Source organism: Salinicoccus halodurans (assembly GCF_900114445.1).
In the GTDB taxonomy this organism is placed as follows: Bacteria; Bacillota; Bacilli; order Staphylococcales; family Salinicoccaceae; genus Salinicoccus; species Salinicoccus halodurans.
The window spans coordinates 1-18055 of the sequence record NZ_FOTB01000001.1; the positions used below are offsets into that span (position 1 = coordinate 1).

An 18055-nucleotide genomic window follows, 5' to 3' on the forward strand; every position below is an offset into this window, starting at 1 on the left:
TTCCCGGAATTGAAGCCCACACGGTCATACTTCTCGTAGTCCAGGAATGCAGTCAATTCGGTTTTCAGTAATGTATTCACCGCCGTTTCCAGGTGGCTGCGGAAGGTTTCTGTGACATCGTCTTTTTTTACTAGAGCTTGAATAATATCTGATGTAAAATGATCCATAGGGGTCGTCCTCTTTTCTTGGATTTGGTATGGTAACTTAATCTTACAAGAAAAGGACGCCCTTTTTCTATTTATTCATTTACACAAACTATTTTAAGCCCTCTCTTATAAGGATTTTAGCTTTAATTAGAAGTGATATATATTTTTTCATATATGGTATTTTTAATATTGATTTTTTGAAGGAATATTTACAAGTGTTAAGATATGATTAAATATACTTAATAAGTTTACCAAGATAGAGGTTTAAATCTATTTAATACACGTAACACGTAGATTAAAATTATTTTAAGCAACAGTTAAAGGATTATAAGATTTATGAGCCATATTACATAGTCGTCAAGGATAAACAAATTAGAGGTGGTCACGTGTTTATATCGAGCTCTGGACTTATTGTGATTGTTAGACTAAAGAAGCTCATTATCGTTTACTGAAAATGAATCATTTATCTAACCAAACCTGCATTATGGTATGATAATAGAGTAGTCTTTATCATATCATTAGCAAGATTGAAAAAAGTGGACCCGCCATTTATTGCTTAACCTGTCGTCAAATGGAACCATATCCTTGGAAGTCACTGGACTATCGGACACTTTGGAAGTATTTATGAATTACATGGATGTAGACAAGCTGTCTAGTTTATTTTAATAAATGAAGAATTATAGAATGGGTATAAAAATTTAAGGTTTTTGGAGAATTGTGTAATAATTAGAGTTTTTTAAAATGATATAATTATTTTGATGCTTAACAGTTGGAAATTAAGTGAAAAGATTTCTTATAAAGTATATATTAAGTAATTCAAGGAGTAACAAATGAAATTAGAAAAAGAACGTGAAAAAGTAGAAGATTTTCTGAAAAATCGATTAGTGGTGCGTAAAGGATTCGATCCAATTGATATTTCAAAGGGCATCGATTGGAACTATCAACATAATAAAAATGCGAATACATACCAAACATATCTTCATAGCTTAGGTATAGTTACTGATTTGCTTAAAGTTCATAAAGCGGATAATAACCCAAAACTCTTAAAGGATGCAAGGGAAATTATTATTGATTGGTATGGTAAAGATCATACTAAAAATAATAACTATGCTTGGAAGGAGCATCCGGTGTCTTCTCGAGTTTCTAACATTATTGAATTTCAAGAAGGGGCAGGGGAATTTAAAATTGATGATGAAACGTTCAGCAAAATCATCATTGACCATTGTGAATATTTATATAATGAAAAATATTATAAATTTAACAATCACGGTTTAATGATGGACTATGGTCTCCTACATGCCAGTAAATATGTCACAGATAAACGGTTGAAACGATTTTATACAGATAAAGCTATCTATAGGGTCCGCTATGCACTTCTGAGAGATTTTACCCGAAGAGGTGTACATCTTGAGAATTCACCCGAATATCATCGTCTTGTTCTAGCGTTGTTTAGAAAAATAGATAAAGTGGTTAAAGAGTTGAAACTAACTATCGGTAAAGATGAGAGCGAAATTATTAAGCTTGCTATAGAGTATAAGAATCATATCATTCAACCTAATCAATATTATCCAATGATTGGGGATACGGGTTCAATCCATGATCCTAAAATAAAGAAAAATTATTCAGATTTTGTAGATTATGATGCTGGAATAGCAATTTTGAATAGCAAGAATGAAGAAAATGAAGTTGAAAGTTCCATGCTCACTTTTAAAAGCGGATATCACAAAAAGACCCATAAGCACAATGATGATTTAGGTGTAACCCTATATTTAAAAGGGGAGGAACTATTGGTTGATTCAGGTAAATATAGTTATGATGCAAAAGACAAAGTAAGACAGCATCTGGTCTCTCCACGAGGGCATAACACTGTATGTATCGCTCATGAAAATTATAAATTAACAAACCCTGTTAGAGAGCAAGATGGTATGAAAATCACTAAGTATGTCAGAAAGAAAAATTATAAGTTGATTTCAGGAATAAATAAAATGTATGAAAATGCATTTATGACAAGACATAATATATTGACCAGTAATGATATTTATTTTGTAGTAGATCGAGTCGTTTCAAAGGAAAAAGGTCTATTTTATCAAAACTTTAATTTGAACGAAAATGCTGAAGTAAAAGAAATTGATAAATTAACTTATGAAATCACATTAAATGATAAACAATATATTTTGAAAACATTTGAGAGATATGATTCCAAATTGATGACAGAAATCAACAAGGGGTATGTATCGAGGCAATTTGGAAAATACGAGACAAATCATAGAATTCTAATCAAGCAGACATTACAAAACTCCACTTTCGTAACTGCAATTTTACCAAAAGAAAATTTTGATTTCTTAAAAGATGTCACTTTTCTTAATGGCTCTCTTAAATATGTATTTGATGACAGATCTCATGAAGTTATCATCTAAGAAAGGAGATGCTGAATATGGTGAAAATACTTTTTAACCCCTTTGAAGATTATAATATAAATGAATATAGCAGGTTGGTAATTCGTGATAAGGAAACAGAATCTTTTGTTTTGAGACAACCTATAGATGAAAGAAGCACTTTCTCTTTCGATTCTAAAGTACTCAAATCACATTGGAATTATCGTTTTAAATTCCAAGTGAGACGGAAAGATGAAAAATCCGGTGAAATAAGATGGTCGGATATTACTGACTATAAAAGACTGTATCCTGAAAGAATGGGTGCCAGTGGTTTAAAATATTTATTATATAAAAAACCAAAAAGCAAAAAACTATTGGTTGTATTCCAGGCAATTAATAAAAATCCAACATATAATTATGTGGGGTTGCTTAAGGACGAAAATATGCACAAACTATATATAAAGGATGTATATGGGGAGGAGAGACTCACAAAAACTTCCTATTATTTGAACTATAATACTAATTTCGATGTTGAGAACTCTGTAGTAAGACTAGTTGAGAAAGTTCTTGATGAAGTTAATTTATCTATGGAAGATGTTATTTTTGCAGGATCAAGTAAAGGTGGATTTGCAGCATTATATTATGCCTATAAGTTGGGAGCTGGGCATGTAATAGCTGGCGGTCCTCAAATTTTATTGGGTAACTACTTATCAAAAGGGCATGATGAACAATCTGTGGGAAAAAATATCTTCAATTCAATGTTCGGTGAGATCAATGAAGATAATATAAATGCTGCTAATGAGATATTACCAGCTTTGTTAGAGAATACTGTTAATAAAAGTGTGGATATTCATATACACGTAGGCTATTGGGAACCGCATTTTAAAGATCATATCGAACCATTTATGGAACTGGCTGCTAAAAATAAAATTACAAACATTACGCTGCATATGAATGATTATGAAACACATTCAGGACTTGCGACATACTTTCCTCCATTTTTTAAGCAGACTGTACAAAAGCTCAGTGAATTGGAACAGTAATATATTTTAAAATACAGAAAAAGAAAAAGTTATGTATAATTAAATTATCAAATAATAGGGAGCTGACTTAATGAAAAGATTTTTATCTTTATTTTTAATTGTGTTTCTTTTAGCAGCATGTGGTGATAACCAGGAAAAAGCAAATTCGGCTGAGAATGATAGTTCTGATAACAGTAATGAAGAAAGTCAAAGCACAGATAGTAATTTAGTTAATACAGAAGAAGTTGTTGAAGGGAAATGGATTGGTCAGTCTGGAGCGATCTCCAATGGCGATGATATGGTTTTGACTGAACCTATTCACTATGATTCATCTAAAACATATACTATGAATAAAACCAGTTATGTAACGTACTTAAAAGATGATGAAGTCATTGAGTCATTACTGTATTCTGAAGGAGCTCCCGAAATCACTTTGGAATCAGTAGAAGAAGCAAATAAAATTAGAATCAGCATGAAAAAGAATAAACTGATTGATTTTGTATTAACTGAAGAATAACCATTCTGAAACTCTTGAAAAGGTATGCATATCCTGAGCATACCTTTTTTTGAACACAGATATTAAAGGGCTGAATAGTATGAATCAAAGTAAATTAGATATGATTATTCAATTAAATGAAGAAAAACCCAATTGCTATACTGTGGAAGAAAATGTGGTCAATAATTTTATAGGGCATGCAGCAAAAGAATTACGTAAGAAAACAAAAGTATCAGGGAAAATCACTGAGTTTTATCATGTAGATAAAGTTTTTGGATCTATTAACGGATTATTACCTGGCTCGACTGGTAAAACAGCATATCGAATTTGTAAAAATAAGTTTGAAACTGAAAAATTATTGGAATGGGCTGATTTACCAACTTTGAACTCAAGTTACTTTACCCATGAACAATTGAAAGAAGCGAAAATTTTTATAGATGAAAGTGTTCATAACAAATTTGTACTCAAACCGATTAGTTTAGGATCTGGGAAAGGGATCATCTTCAATGTTGATAGAGAAAACATAGGAGAGTCATGGAATAGGTCACTAGAAATTCAAAGGAACAGAAAGGTTGAAGAGCCTTCTTTTATTTTGCAAAATTATATAGATGGATTTGATATTAGAATATGCATAGTAGAAGGACAGTTTGCTTGCGCACTATGGAGAGTTCAGCCCCATGTAGTAGGGGATGGAAATAGTACTGTGCGTGAATTAATAGCAAGAAAAAATGAGCAAAGGCAAAAATCTTTGTATTTTCAAAGATTTTTATATGACATGGATGAGGTATTAATAGAAAAAATCAGATCTCAGAAAAAAGACCTCGATTCCATATTAGATAAGGATGAAGTTATATTACTCAGTGATTTAGGAAATCTTGCTGCTGGTGCTGAAAGTGTGGATATAACAAAAATGGTAGGAGAAAATTTGATAAATCTTGCATTAAAGTCTGTAGCAGCAGTTCCTGGTCTTTACACGGCGGGAGTAGATATTTTAACCGAAAACCTTAAAGCAGACATTGGTTATATAATTGAAATAAATACGAACGCCAATCATAAGGTACATTACATGCCATATTATGGAGAGATAAGAACACCTTATAAAAATTTAATGGAAAATATGCTGGTCAAATATAAACTGAAAGCCGGGCTGGGGCTTGATCAACGAGAGCGAAGAATTTATAGAGATATAACCAAGTTTAATAATTACAAGGAAATATATCACAGTAAACTAACAAACTTACTAATGCAGAAGTAAAAATAAGACCCCCTGAATTCCATCAATGGTTTCAGTGGGTCTTTGCATTTAGTATAATTTCAGGAATGAATTGAAAGCGTTAGAAAGCTTTTTTTGTTTATTATATAAGAATTTGAACCTTTCTATTACCAGTTCAAATTCTTCTTGGGTTAAACTATCAAAATTCAAATCATCATTCAAAATTTTCCGGTCTATTTTATTATACTTGAATACATCATAGAGAGGGGTGGAAGGTTTTCCAATCATAGGGTAATAATGGAGTTGGAAAGCAGGATTTAAATTCACCTCAATGATGGTGCCTTCTTTTGCGTCCAGATTTTCTATGAATATATCAACGCCAGCTGTATGTACTCCTGGGATTGCAGTAACAGCATCGAGAACCTGTTCGAAAATATGCGGATTTAGATACTTGCTGACTTCGAAGACTTCCCGGCCAGTAGCAATATTTGATTGAGAATATAGTACACAATATTCGCCTTCCGGCAGTACACTATCAAGTGTCAGTCCTCTATTGGATAGGTTATTTAATAAGTTATCATTAATTTTTAAAAGATTCCTGTTCAAATAATTGTGTTTTTTTCGTTCTGAATTTTTTTCATTTATCAATTCTTCAATGGTATGTATGCCATCGCCAACTACATTGCCAGGACCTCTGAATATTGCAGTGCCAACTTCTCCCTCTACAACTATTATCCTTATTTCAAGCCCTTCAATTTGTTCTTGAATAAGCACACGTGGTACATCAACTTTATACTTCTTTTGAACCTGGAAAGACTCGTTCCAGCATTTTTCCAGGTTTTCACTGTTAACACCTAAAAATGTGCCGAGAGACATACTCATGCTGACAGGTTTTAATACAAATTTTTTCTCTGGAGATTTTCTTACAAACTCTTTTGCTTTACTTAAGTCGTTCGGTTTGAACATTTTTCCAATAGGAGTTTTGATTTTTGCATAATCTAAAAATCTTTGTGTCAGAAATTTATCTTTGCATATGAGCTTACCGAGATTGGTGTTATTCGGATAAAAACCTTTTACATATCTTAATGGGCTGTTTGAAGTGTTATAAAGCCGCAGGGTATTTTTTTTATTCGTGACTCTCTCAAATGGTATCTCTAATCTTTTCAGTTCATCTTCAGCAACGTTCAACAGATCAATTTCAATATCTTTGGGGTATTCAAGTGATTCATCTTCTTTGGTTTTTTCAAAGAATTCCGCTAGTATTTTTTCGTTCAATTGTTTCACCTCGTAAATTAATGCTTTAATATCATATCTTCATGGGGATGGTCATCCATTATATATACTTCGGAAATTGACTTAAATCCATATGATTTATAGAAATCTTTCAAATAGCTCATTGCTACAATCTGAACAAATTTATCCGGATAGTTTTCTTTTAGATACTTTAAAGCCGTATTCAATAATTCTCTCCCATTTCCATTTCCTCTCTTATCACTATGTACTGTGACTCTTCCAAGTATTACTTTTTCGTCATAGATCAATATTCTACAATAAGCCCAGATTATATTGTTTTCTTTATTAAATATATGTATAGCTTCTGTATCTTTGCCATCAATATCTGCAAAATAACTTTGCTGTTCTATTATGAAAATAGATTGTCTCAACCTGAATATTTGTTCTATCTCACTGAGCGATAGTTCATTGAACTTTTTTGTCTGCCACATGCTGTGCCTCCATAATTGATTTATTCTACAGGTCACTATAGGTTAAATGAAGTCCGTGGGTTAAATATATTGAATGCACTATTAATCATACTATACAATTTTAAAATATGCATAGACAACCTGAAATTTTAATATGAAATATGTATAATCCTGATAGTGAAACATAAAAAATAGAGGTGTTAGTAATGAATAGCAAAGATTTAGAGTACATTTTCTCCACTGTAAAATTCCAGAGTAAAACTGAATATCCCAGAACCATTAATATTGGTACACGAGGTATCCAATTAAAGTATCTTCGAAATTCCCAGTTCAATTATGAAGCAAGAGTAGATGAAAATAATAAAAAATTCATAGATATACTTCGCAAAGACAAATCCAAAATCCTTACTATTTCACAAAATGTTTATCCTACAAATAGTAAGTCGGGAATCAGACTTGGTATGGATAAAGTTAAAACAGAGCAACATTTAGAAAATCGAGGAATCAGAACTCCTTTTTCTAAAACATATCATCAAACAGAAATAGACAAAGCATATAAAGAAACATTTGAACTTGTCAGGGATAATGTAGTAGTAAAGCCTTCCAATGCCAGTCTAGGTAAGGGAGTAGTTGTGGATGTAAGTAAAGAGGAATTTTATAATGCCTGGAGCTATGCAAGTCAGGCAAAAGGTAAAGGAAGAGAGATTTTAGTACAGGAATATATTCCTGGGTTTGAAGCACGTGCCACAGTAATCCAGGGACGTCTTCATTCAATTGTACTCCGTATCCCTCCTTATATAGTTGGCGATGGACGAAGTACACTCAGCCAATTGATTGATTTGAAAAATAAAGAGCGAAAAAAACATAGTCATCTTTCAAAAGCCCCAATAGAAAAAAGTGAAAGAATAAAATCATATCTGCGTTCAAATAAACTGGATCTGGATGACATACCTGAATATGGTGAATATGTTCTTCTAGTTTCTGTATCCAATTTCTCTCTTGGTGGAGAACTGATGGATATCACTGACTTAGTATCAGAGAAGATAAAAGAAACGATACTCAAAGCTCTGGCAGCAATGCCTGGGCTATATACAGCCGGATTGGATATAATGATGAAATCATTCGAAGATGAAGAACCTGTTGTATTAGAAATCAATTCATATCCTGCCATAAATTTAGCGACCTATCCTACTTATGGCAAGCTTGAAAATCCTTTCAAGACTTATATAGAATCTGTAGTTGCAATGGATCAATTCATTAACCCTCCAAAAGATCCATATGATATTAAAAACAATGAAGAGTATATAAGAGATATGCTTAAATTTATGAAGTTGAGAAATGAAATTGATTACCAAAGAAAAGATATTTAAAATAATAACAACAATATTTTAAAAAATAATAAAGCTGCGAAGGAGTTTCTATTTGCAGTTTTATTAAGCTGATGTCACACAGAAAAATTTATATAGAATATAATTCTTACAAGGGGTTATATGCCCCTGTTATGATTTTTACTTAGAATGATTATTTTATAAAAGTTAAATAAATTCTCATTGATACAATCAGCGTTAAAGAACTGCTTGGCGATTGCGTGACCGAATCTGCCCAGCTTATTTATGTTTTCCTTTTCATCAAGCAGGTAATCCAGGTCATTTTCAATGTTGCCGATTTCGTAATCTATAAATCTTTTTCCGGCCCCTCCGAAGTTACTGTGAACGCCTGACTGCCAATTGGTCTGTGTGATCAGACCGGTATACTTCTTACTGCCTACTGCAATAACAGGCTTACCGCAGCCCATTCCTTCTATGGCTGATCTGCCGGGGGCTATGATGATGTCACAGCCCAGATAGGCGTCTTTTAATTCCTCGTCGACCAGCCAGCCTTTGAATTGGATTGTATGTTCTGTGTTTTTAAGCATATTCTGGCAGAGTTCCATAAATTCTTCCCTGTGAGTTCCGTCGCCGATCATGTGTATATTAACCCTCACGTTTGTTTTGGTTTTGATGTGGTTCACTGCGAGCAGTAATATGTCTATGATGAACTCCTTGTCGTTATCGAGGCGTGTGACAAAGCCGATAGTTATCTCATTGGATTTTTCTTGGTAATATTGCGGCTGGTCAAATAAATTACTGTCATAGCCATTTGGCATTACATAATATTTTTCGTGATGCCGATCGATCTGTCTTTGCAGATGATTCTTGATTCCTTCCGATACTGTGATGATGGCATCAAGCTGGCCTATATGGTCTTCGAGATCATCCATCCATATGCCGTGATAAGTCTCTATCAGAGGGACTTTGTATTTGCTGGAGTATTTGAGTGCAGAATATTTGGAAGGTCCGGGATGGAAGTGTACCAGGTCGAATGCAACGCCGGTATTTTCAATGTTTTCCATGGCAGCATTTGCATCGGAGAAATCAGTGGTAATCGTGTGAATTCCTTTGCTTTCCATCCTTTCCTGCAGACGTCCTGGTTTCAATACGACATAAACGGTACAACCTTGCTTTTTCATATATAGAGCTGAAGCGTAGACGTTTTCATGAAGACCGCCCATTGGCGCATGGAAGTTGACGATATAAAGCAGATTCATTAGAATCACCTCGAATGATTGATTGGTTTGTGTAAATTATACAGTTAATATATTTTAAATAAAACCAAATGGATATGTGGTATCATGAAAGTTCAAACAGACTAAAATAATAATCAGTTGGAGGCCAACATGAACAACTTTTTCAAACTCTTTATGATAACTGTTTTATCCGTTACTATCCTTGCCGCATGTGGCTCAGGCGGAAGCGGTAATGCCGATAATCTCATTGATGCAGGTAGTGCGACTGAAGGCAGCTGGGTAGGTTACAACGGTGATGAAGTGGAAGACGCGGAAATGGTGACTTCTGAGCTGATACCTTATGATCCAAACACTGACTATGAAATCAACCGTTCCAGCTATGTTTCCTACTTCAATGGGGATGAGTTCATTGAAACGAAATTGTATGGAGAGGATCTTCCGTTGACCATTGATTCTATCGAAGAGGCGGACGGCATCAAAGTGAGCTTCAACCAGTACAACAAAGATGCGATAGAACTCGTAGAAAAGTAAGATAAACAGCCGCGGGATCCGTATTCGGGTCCTGCGGTTTTTATTGCGCATATAAGTTTTCTGTATCCTCTGTTTATATCAGACCTGAAATATGGGTGTAATAAAGACCATACCCAAGAGGAAAGGGACAATTTGATGTACTGGTACATAGCATACTTCGTCTTATACTTTGGCGCGATGCTTGGTGTCGCGGCGTATTACTATTTTAAGATCAAGACTTATGAGGACTATATGATCAGTTCCTGGAGTACGGGTTTCTGGAAAATCACTGGGACGATCATCAGCACGAATGCGGGTGCGGCTGTGTTCATCGGCTGGATGGGGCTTGGATTCACGGTCGGATTCTCGGGATATTTCAAATTTGCGCTTGTGGCGTATTTCTTCAGTCTGCTGCTGGTGATTCTGTTCGCCAAACCGCTCAGGCGGCAGAAGCTGTTTACACTGGCATCCATCCGGTTTGCAGTGGAGCGGAAGACACGCGGTGGCGATGTGCTCGGCGCGCACCAGAAGCTGACACGCCTCGAAGCCTACAGGAAAATGACACTGGACGCAGCACGTCTGAATGGCACGGAGGGAGAAGAGGGCAGTGTGGAAGCGGGCAAATATGCAGACTTTGTCGTATTGAATGACAATCCGCTTGGATATGATGTAGAGCTGACGGATGATCTGGTCGAGATGACGATCGTGAACGGAAAAATCGTATATGGCAGCAGAAGCGGCGACCAGGGGGCTCCCCGGTCCTGAATATGATGTGCACTTCCTGAAGCAGGCGGCTGAAATATAAACTGCTTTCAGGGGGTGCATTTGTTTTTAAGTCTGCATTTAGGCACAAAGGTGAAAGGGTTAGCGTGCAATGCATATCACAGGATGGGCTGCGCATCCTTTTTCACATGATCATTGACAGTCCACGGTCTTATTGTTAACCTTAATAATTATATGGTTGACAATAATCGGGGAGAATATTCCCTGGACAAGGGGCGTATAGCATTGGACTTTAAAGCATTAGCAGACGAAGTGATAAAAGGGTATGAAATTGCAAATGAAGAAGCGATGCAGATTCTGGAATGTCCGGATGAAGAAATTCTGGAGCTGCTGAACAGTGCGTACATAATCCGGAAGCATTATTATGGAAATAAAGTCAAATTGAATATGATAATCAATACGAAATCCGGGGCATGTCAGGAAAATTGTGGATACTGTGCTCAATCAAGGGATTCTACCAACCCTATCGAGAAGTATCGGATGATGCAAAAAGATGAAATTGTAGAAGGGGCTGAAAGAGCATACCAGCTGCAGTCAGGCACTTACTGCATCGTTGCCAGCGGCCGGGGTCCAACCGCCCGTGAATTGCACCAGGTCACGAGTGCCGTCAAAGAGATAAAGGAAAAGTATGATTTGAAAATATGTGCCTGTCTGGGAATACTCAAACCTGGTCAGGCAGAGCAGCTCATGGAAGCCGGTGTCGATCGTTACAATCACAATATCAACACATCAGAGAACCATCACGATGCGATTACAACTAGCCACAGCTATCAGGACCGTGTTGGAACAGTCGGGAAAGTGAAAGAAGCAGGCATCTCGCCGTGCTCCGGCGTGATTGTTGGGATGAAGGAGACGAAGCAGGATGTCATACAGATGGCTTTGGCACTGAAAGAATTGGATGCCGATTCCATACCTGTGAACTTCCTTCATGCGATGGAGGGGACCCTGCTCGCAGGGACTGATGAATTGACCCCGGTGTATTGTTTGAAAGTACTGAGTCTTTTCCGCTTCATCAATCCAACTAAGGAGATCCGCATTTCAGGGGGAAGGGAAGTGAACCTGCGCAGTCTGCAGCCGCTTGGCCTGTATGCAGCAAACTCCATCTTTATCGGGGACTATCTGACCACAGCCGGGCAGGAAGGGACGAAAGATCACCAGATGCTGAAGGATCTGGGGTTTGAAATTGACTATGTGGGCAGTGGCAGGCCGATTTAACGTTTCGGGTCGAAAACATACCGGGGATATATCATCCAGCGGTTTAATCCGTGAAAGGCCGGCCGTCATTCAAGGCACTTATTTGTAACGCTCCCGGCATTATGATAATGTCTCGGGAGAAGAGACAATAAAATATCGCTGGGGGAGCCGATTGCAGGCTGAGATGGGCAAAGCCCGGACCCTTTGAACCTGAACTAGCTAAAACCAGCGTAGGAAAGTGCGGCATTGATACATACTCGAAGAATGGTGATACCCTGTTCTTAATATGTAACTATTTGTTTATTTGTTTATACGCAGCTTTCCTTGGGGAAGGCTGCGTTTTTTATATTCTCTGGCGCTTTTTATTCGAGTGTCATCAAAATCAGAGACATAGGAATTGTTATGATGAGTAGAACAGTATTGGTAACGGGCAGCAGCAGGGGTCTGGGAGCAGTTGTCGCAAAGACATTGGCCGAAAAAGGATTCCGGGTGGTCATCAACTACTACAAAAGTGAAGAAGCTGCTGAAAAGCTTGTTCATGAGATTGGCCGGGAGAATACTGTTGCAATCCAGGCAGATGTTACAGACCGGGAGGCAGCAGAGGGCTCATAGCTAAGGGGACGGAATATTTCGGTCAAATTGATGTCGTCGTCAACAATGCCCTGGTGGGCTTCAAATTTAATCCGGACGAACAAAAGGCCTTCACAGAACTCACCTGGGATAATTATCAGAAACAGTTGGACGATACGTTAAAAGCGGCGTTCAATGTTGTTCAGAGTGTCATGCCGCAATTCATCAGCAGACAGAGCGGAGACATTATAAGTATCGGCACTAATTTATATCAGAATCCCGTCGTACCCTATCATGAATACACGACTGCCAAGGCCGGACTGGTCGCTTCACACATAATATTGCTTCTGAACTCGGTGCGTACGGCATAAAAGCGAATGTAGTTTCACGCGGATTATTGAAGGAGACGGATGCCAGCGCTGTTACGACACCGGAAGTGTTCGATCTCATTGCCCGCTCAACGCCGTTGCGGAGGGTTACGACCCCTTAGGATGTGGTCAATATGGTCGTCCATCTGGCTTCGGAAGATGCGAGCGGTATTACAGGTCAGAATATTACTGTGGATGGCGGTCTGACAATGAACTGACCGGCTGGATTGCCGTGGCTGACTATTCAGGAAGAGCAGTGAGGGATAATCATAAACAATATATTGAGGTGTAGATAGATGACAGAGGCCAAAGAACAGAAATTGCATCTAGGTGTTTTACTGTATGGGTGCGGGCATCATCAGGCAGCCTGGCTGATGCCGGATTCCAGCATTGAGCGCATTGGGGAATGTTTCCTATTACCAGTATCTGGCCAGGTTGGCGGAGAAAGGCTGCTTTGATGCGGTGTTCTTTGCCGACAGCCAGTCATTCCAGGGTAAAAGTGCCAGTGATATGCCGGCGTTTTGGTTTGCCCCTATAGTCAATCTGACCGCCATTTCCCAAGTGACCCGTCATGTAGGTTTAGTTTCAACGATTTCAAGCACTTTTTCCAATCCTTTCACAGCTTCCCGTCAGCTTTTAAGCCTGGACCATATGACTGGCGGTCGTGTGGGCTGGAATCTTGTGACGTCAATGAATGATGCAGAAGCATTAAATCATAGTATGGAAAATCTGCCTTCCCATGATAGACGGTACGAAAAGGCAGATGAATTCGCTGCTCTGATGGACAAGCTGTTTCTTTCGTGGGACAGTCGCGAGTTTCTGCATCAGCGGGACGAAAGAAAGCTGATAGATGCTTCAAACATCCAGCCCTTTCATCACGAGGGTGAGTATTTTAAAGTGCGCGGGCCATCCACTACGCCGAAAAGTCCGCAGGGCAAGCCTGTATCAATGCAGGCAGGGGCATCCGGACAAGGTATTTCATTAGCCGTGAAATATGCTGAGGCCGTCTATTCTGTTTCCTGGAATTTAAAGCAGGCCCGAAGGTTCCGTGAAAAATTGGACGATAGAATCAGGCGGAGCGGAATGAGTGACAGACATATCAAAGTATTCCCGGGCCTGATCACATTCGTTGCACGTACTCATGGGGAAGCCCTGGCCAAAAAGACAGCATTGGATGAGAAACTCCCCGTTGAAACAGCTTTGAAACAATTGGGTTTCTTACTGCAGCAGGACTGCTCAAATTGGGAACTGGACGAACCGGTACCCAAGCTGCCTCCGGTCGAGACCTTTAGCGGCCCTGTCGGCCGTTATGAAACAATACTTGAAATCATCAACGCTACACAGCCTACTGTAAGGAATCTGCTGGGGTATCTCAATGCAGGGGGAGGCCACTTCACACTGATCGGCACGCCTGAAGAGATCGTGAATCAGATGCAGGAGTGGTATGATGCCGGTGTGGCTGACGGATTTAACCTTATGCCGCCTGAACTCCCCGGCAGCCTGGAAGATTTTGTCGGGCTCGTTGTACCTGAACTGCAAAAAAGGGGCTTATTCAGGACAGAGTATGAAGGTGATACTTTGCGTGAACATTTAGGGTTGCCATGACACCGCACTTTAAAACGGCAGGGAAGGATTTTAATGAAAACCAGGCCACTTTTAAAGCAACCCGGCTGTTTAGTATCACTGGACCGGAACGTTCTGGATTTCGTTGTAGTCTTCAATATAGTATTGGCCGTTCTGCTGAACCACATTGTATCTGACATATGCTTCATAGACACCGCCTGAATTTTCATGGGAGTACTCCCTGTATGCATAGACGCTGTACCTTGTTTCTGACATCTGCTCGACTGTTTCGATATATGTGGAGTAGGTCATATGGTCTCTGAAATCGCCGGACGCCTTATTCGCTGTCAGCTTATTGTATGTATTTGAATCAGGCAGGAGATAATCTAATGTCCTGTCGTTTGCTCCGTTATAGTATTCAGGCAATGAGAAAAGATATGTCGAGACAAGGGATTCCGGACTGCCTGTATATGATTCGTCTTCTGCTGGCTCTTCACTCGGTTGTGCTTCTATATCCCGTGATTCACCATATTTTTTTTCGAATGAATACTTTACTGCACAGGGGAGGCAGCCACTTCCCGGCGCCTGTGGCAGTGTGCCGTCTGCAACCAGGTCTTTGTATGCCTGGAATTGTGCGGAGGTTGAAACACCGTCACATTCTGTCAGCTGTGACATGATGCATTGTTCGGCTGCAGTGTAGTCGTTGGTATCGGCACTGGACTCATCATCAGTTGCGCCATTTTCTTCAGTCGGTTCCTCAGTGGATGCCTCAGTAGTGCTTTCTTCTGCTGCTGATTCCTGATCTGCATTTTCATTTTCACCTTCACCTTCACCTGAAGTTTCTTCAGTACTTTCTTCGGATGATTCCTCTTCCTGCTGCTCTGTCACTTCTTCCGTTGTCTCTTCCTCAGTGGGGTCCTCCGCTTCAGAATCCGTTGAATCATTCTCCTCAACTCCTGCAGTTTCACTCGTTGAGTCCTCACCGCTGTCGGATGAGGAAATGAAGAAGTATAAACCGCCTGCAAGCAACAACAATACAATGATTACACCTATTATTTTATCCAAGAAATCCCCTCCGTAATCTATTCGCTAATGAGATATTTAATAAGATCAAAATGGGAAAATGAGATTATTCATCTGAACTTAACTATCCGTATATTTAATTCCGCACCTCGGGGCAATCCGGTCCTTCTGCCACTTTTCAAATAAAAGTCTCCTGTAGCCTGCGTAAGCTTCTGTCCCGTAGATTCGGGCATCCCCGTAGGCATAGAAGGGCGGCAACGGATCATGGCTCCATATGTCTTCACCAGAGCGCGATTCAATCAATTCCTTCAATGCATCCAAATCCTCCCTGAAGGCGGCACTCCGCTTGCCGCCGCGGCGCTGGTGTTCCTGGTCACAAGCGAAAAGCAACCGGGCAGTATCTGTAATATATGGAAAGCCATCGTTATACACATGCTTCACTATCGGATGATGCCGGTATCGTGTATTCGTATCAAGCATGCCAATCAGGCTCAGATTGACCCGGATGATCTGGTACAGTTCCAGCACCTGTTTGGACAGGCGTCTGTTATCGAGAAACCGGGCGCTTTCGTCATGATCGGGCGAGACTCTGAATATCTGCATGGGCGTTCCTCCTCGTTGACTCCATTCTATAGGAATGAAAATTCATCAACAACAGATTGTCTTTCAAAAGGAAATATGACGTTTATTCCACAAAATAAGGGTACTGATTAGTAAACGGAAAAGGAGCGGATTAGATGAAGTGTACAGTCGTAGGGATGTGGGGCGGTTTTCCGAAGAAGAATGAGCCGACTTCCGGCTATCTGGTGGAGAAGGACGGATTCCGGATCCTGCTGGACGCCGGCAGCGGGGTGGCGGCGCATGTGCAGAATTATATCGATCTGAACGATTTGCACCATGTGTTCATCTCGCATTATCATTATGACCATTCATGCGACCTCGGGTCATTCCTGTTCTCGAGGATGATCAATACGCAGCTCGGCCGGGTGAATAAAGACCTCAACATATATGGTCCGGCGGATGACGAGATCAAACGTCAGGTGGATAAAGTGAAGCACAATACATTCCATCCGTATAACGCAAACAGCAGCTTCAAGGTCGGACCGTTCAGCATCGAATTCCACAGGAATGCGCATTCGGTCGAGACTTATGCGATGAGGATCACGGATGATGCCGGAAAGTGCCTGGTGTATACGGCGGATACGAACTACAGGAAGAGTCTCGCGAAGTTTGCCGAAGGTGCGGATCTGCTGATTACCGAATGCAGTCTGTACGAAGATGAGGAGGGTGAAAGGATAGGGCACATGAACGCTGAAGATGTCGGTATCCTGTCGGAGAAGTCCGGAGCGCGCAAGGTCGTGCTTTCCCATCTGCCGCACTACGGCAATCTTGAAGATCTGGCGGCATCATTCCGTAAATCGGGTGCCGGTGAAGCGGTGCTGGCGGAAGCGGGTATGGTGATAGAGGTATAGTGAATCTCAAGCTTCAATATTTTACATTATGATTGAATAAAAAATTAATTACTGTATTTGGAGATGAACAAATGATTACAGACAATCAAAAACCTCCTATCGAAGATATGCTGACTGGATTAACAGGAAAGATACAGAATGTGTGGGAATCAGTTGAAGTAGCTGCATTCGAAGTCAGTATTATAAATGTAGATGGAACTAGAGCAGCAAATTTAACAAAATTACGTGAAGAAATGAAAAAGCGATATGGAGTCAAACGTCATGGATGTATAAGAGGTATTTACATGATTTACGTCTATAATACGAATTTAAAAGGCGGAGAAAAGAAGTTATTTTATATAGGTGAAAGTAGAAAATCTGTATTTAGCAGGTTGAAAAGACATTTCAGTAAAGTTGAAAAACAGAAAATAGAAGGGGCACCGGCCCGCTATAAATCTTTTTCAAATTTATTCGATGAAGGAATGAAAATAGAAGTGAAAATTTTGCGGCTAAAAACAGAGGAGAATTTACTGTATCGACGGTTATTGGAAGAAATCCTAACTTTGAGTGAGAAACCGAAGTATATTGATGACCTTAATAATAATTTGGTGAAAAGAAATCCTGTGGAATTATAAAATACAGAAAAAGAGATGTGGTGTTCGAACATTCCGAAGAGCCCGAAATGGTGTCGAGCACCGTCTACTTAATGTGGGATATCTGAACCAGAACTGGAATCATATATGAATTGTCAAAGGGAAGCTGGTGTAATACCGAATCTCAAGGATATCCCTCTTGTTTCTTTTAGTTCGGATATAAGCCCTGGCATCATCTGCGCTGGAGCTCATATTCTCTCTTCTGCATTTCTTCAAGGATCTGTTGTTTGTGCGCATTTTTCCGGTGTCTGTCGAATGTACGCATTCCGGGTGCGAAGTTAGGGTTGACACGTCTGGCCGCCCGCATGGCCTGGGATCTTCTTTGTGCATTTCTTTTGCGTATGTCCGATAATTTGGCTGTCTTCATTGCGACCACCTCACTTTGATTTTAATGATTTATACAGTATTTATGATACAAC

The 18055-nt window shown here is 39.4% G+C and carries 16 protein-coding genes, 3 pseudogenes and 1 riboswitch; of the genes and pseudogenes, 12 read left to right on the forward strand and 7 right to left on the reverse strand.

The window, feature by feature from the left end:
• Nucleotides 1-167 (reverse strand): annotated as a pseudogene (locus BM271_RS14135) (IS256 family transposase); the annotation flags it as partial.
• Nucleotides 168-976: 809 nt separating this feature from the next.
• Here BM271_RS14135 and BM271_RS00010 point away from each other — a divergent pair.
• From BM271_RS00010 to BM271_RS00025, 4 genes are all read left to right on the forward strand, one after another.
• Nucleotides 977-2563, forward strand: coding sequence for a heparinase II/III family protein (locus tag BM271_RS00010; protein ID WP_046789615.1), 1587 nt, complete (start codon nt 977-979; stop codon nt 2561-2563).
• A gap of 17 nt (nt 2564-2580) precedes the next feature.
• The gene (locus tag BM271_RS00015; RefSeq protein ID WP_046789616.1) at nt 2581-3564 is read left to right on the forward strand and encodes an accessory Sec system protein Asp2; all 984 of its coding nucleotides are present in this window, start codon (nt 2581-2583) and stop codon (nt 3562-3564) included.
• A gap of 70 nt (nt 3565-3634) precedes the next feature.
• On the forward strand, nt 3635-4060 hold the full coding sequence (locus BM271_RS00020) for a putative periplasmic lipoprotein (protein ID WP_046789617.1): 426 nt from the start codon (nt 3635-3637) through the stop codon (nt 4058-4060).
• A gap of 79 nt (nt 4061-4139) precedes the next feature.
• Nucleotides 4140-5294, forward strand: a complete 1155-nt coding sequence (locus BM271_RS00025) for a hypothetical protein (RefSeq protein ID WP_052749824.1) — start codon at nt 4140-4142, stop codon at nt 5292-5294.
• A gap of 48 nt (nt 5295-5342) precedes the next feature.
• On the opposite strand, the gene BM271_RS00030 is transcribed toward BM271_RS00025, so the two are convergent.
• The gene (locus BM271_RS00030; RefSeq protein WP_046789618.1) at nt 5343-6527 is read right to left on the reverse strand and encodes a hypothetical protein; all 1185 of its coding nucleotides are present in this window, start codon (nt 6525-6527) and stop codon (nt 5343-5345) included.
• 17 nt (nt 6528-6544) lie between these two features.
• Nucleotides 6545-6976, reverse strand: coding sequence for a GNAT family N-acetyltransferase (locus BM271_RS00035; protein WP_046789619.1), 432 nt, complete (start codon nt 6974-6976; stop codon nt 6545-6547).
• Between the two features lie 185 nt (nt 6977-7161).
• On the opposite strand from BM271_RS00035, the gene BM271_RS00040 reads away from it, so the two are divergent.
• The gene (locus BM271_RS00040) at nt 7162-8325 is read left to right on the forward strand and encodes an ATP-grasp domain-containing protein (RefSeq protein WP_046789620.1); all 1164 of its coding nucleotides are present in this window, start codon (nt 7162-7164) and stop codon (nt 8323-8325) included.
• Between the two features lie 116 nt (nt 8326-8441).
• On the opposite strand, the gene BM271_RS00045 is transcribed toward BM271_RS00040, so the two are convergent.
• Nucleotides 8442-9542, reverse strand: coding sequence for a glycosyltransferase family 4 protein (locus BM271_RS00045; protein ID WP_046789621.1), 1101 nt, complete (start codon nt 9540-9542; stop codon nt 8442-8444).
• Nucleotides 9543-9671: 129 nt separating this feature from the next.
• On the opposite strand from BM271_RS00045, the gene BM271_RS00050 reads away from it, so the two are divergent.
• From BM271_RS00050 to BM271_RS00070, 5 genes and pseudogenes are all read left to right on the forward strand, one after another.
• A complete protein-coding gene (locus BM271_RS00050; RefSeq protein ID WP_052749825.1) occupies nt 9672-10052 on the forward strand; it encodes a hypothetical protein in 381 nt (126 codons plus the stop codon).
• A 135-nt stretch (nt 10053-10187) separates the two neighbouring features.
• Nucleotides 10188-10796 carry a sodium:solute symporter family transporter gene (locus BM271_RS14610; RefSeq protein WP_046789622.1) on the forward strand — a complete coding sequence of 203 codons (609 nt, stop codon included), beginning with the start codon at nt 10188-10190 and terminating at the stop codon, nt 10794-10796.
• A 192-nt stretch (nt 10797-10988) separates the two neighbouring features.
• Nucleotides 10989-12029, forward strand: a complete 1041-nt coding sequence (bioB, locus tag BM271_RS00060; RefSeq protein WP_200795306.1) for a biotin synthase BioB — start codon at nt 10989-10991, stop codon at nt 12027-12029.
• Nucleotides 12030-12159: 130 nt separating this feature from the next.
• A riboswitch (TPP riboswitch) is annotated at nt 12160-12262 on the forward strand.
• Between the two features lie 151 nt (nt 12263-12413).
• Nucleotides 12414-13164: pseudogene (locus BM271_RS00065) on the forward strand (3-oxoacyl-ACP reductase).
• Nucleotides 13165-13242: 78 nt separating this feature from the next.
• A pseudogene (locus BM271_RS00070) lies at nt 13243-14551 on the forward strand (LLM class flavin-dependent oxidoreductase).
• A gap of 75 nt (nt 14552-14626) precedes the next feature.
• On the opposite strand, the gene BM271_RS00075 reads toward BM271_RS00070, so the two are convergent.
• Both BM271_RS00075 and BM271_RS00080 read right to left on the reverse strand, forming a co-directional pair.
• A complete protein-coding gene (locus tag BM271_RS00075) occupies nt 14627-15574 on the reverse strand; it encodes a flagellar basal body-associated FliL family protein (RefSeq protein ID WP_052749826.1) in 948 nt (315 codons plus the stop codon).
• A 78-nt stretch (nt 15575-15652) separates the two neighbouring features.
• A complete protein-coding gene (locus BM271_RS00080; RefSeq protein ID WP_046789624.1) occupies nt 15653-16135 on the reverse strand; it encodes a pyrimidine dimer DNA glycosylase/endonuclease V in 483 nt (160 codons plus the stop codon).
• Between the two features lie 134 nt (nt 16136-16269).
• Between BM271_RS00080 and BM271_RS00085 the strand changes: the two genes are divergently transcribed.
• Nucleotides 16270-17004 (forward strand): MBL fold metallo-hydrolase, encoded by a 735-nt coding sequence (locus BM271_RS00085; protein WP_046789625.1) that lies wholly within the window; start codon nt 16270-16272, stop codon nt 17002-17004.
• A 32-nt stretch (nt 17005-17036) separates the two neighbouring features.
• On the forward strand, nt 17037-17618 hold the full coding sequence (locus BM271_RS00090; RefSeq protein ID WP_234960344.1) for a hypothetical protein: 582 nt from the start codon (nt 17037-17039) through the stop codon (nt 17616-17618).
• 190 nt (nt 17619-17808) lie between these two features.
• On the opposite strand, the gene BM271_RS00095 is transcribed toward BM271_RS00090, so the two are convergent.
• A complete protein-coding gene (locus tag BM271_RS00095; protein ID WP_046789627.1) occupies nt 17809-18003 on the reverse strand; it encodes a hypothetical protein in 195 nt (64 codons plus the stop codon).
• Nucleotides 18004-18055: the final 52 nt, after the last annotated feature.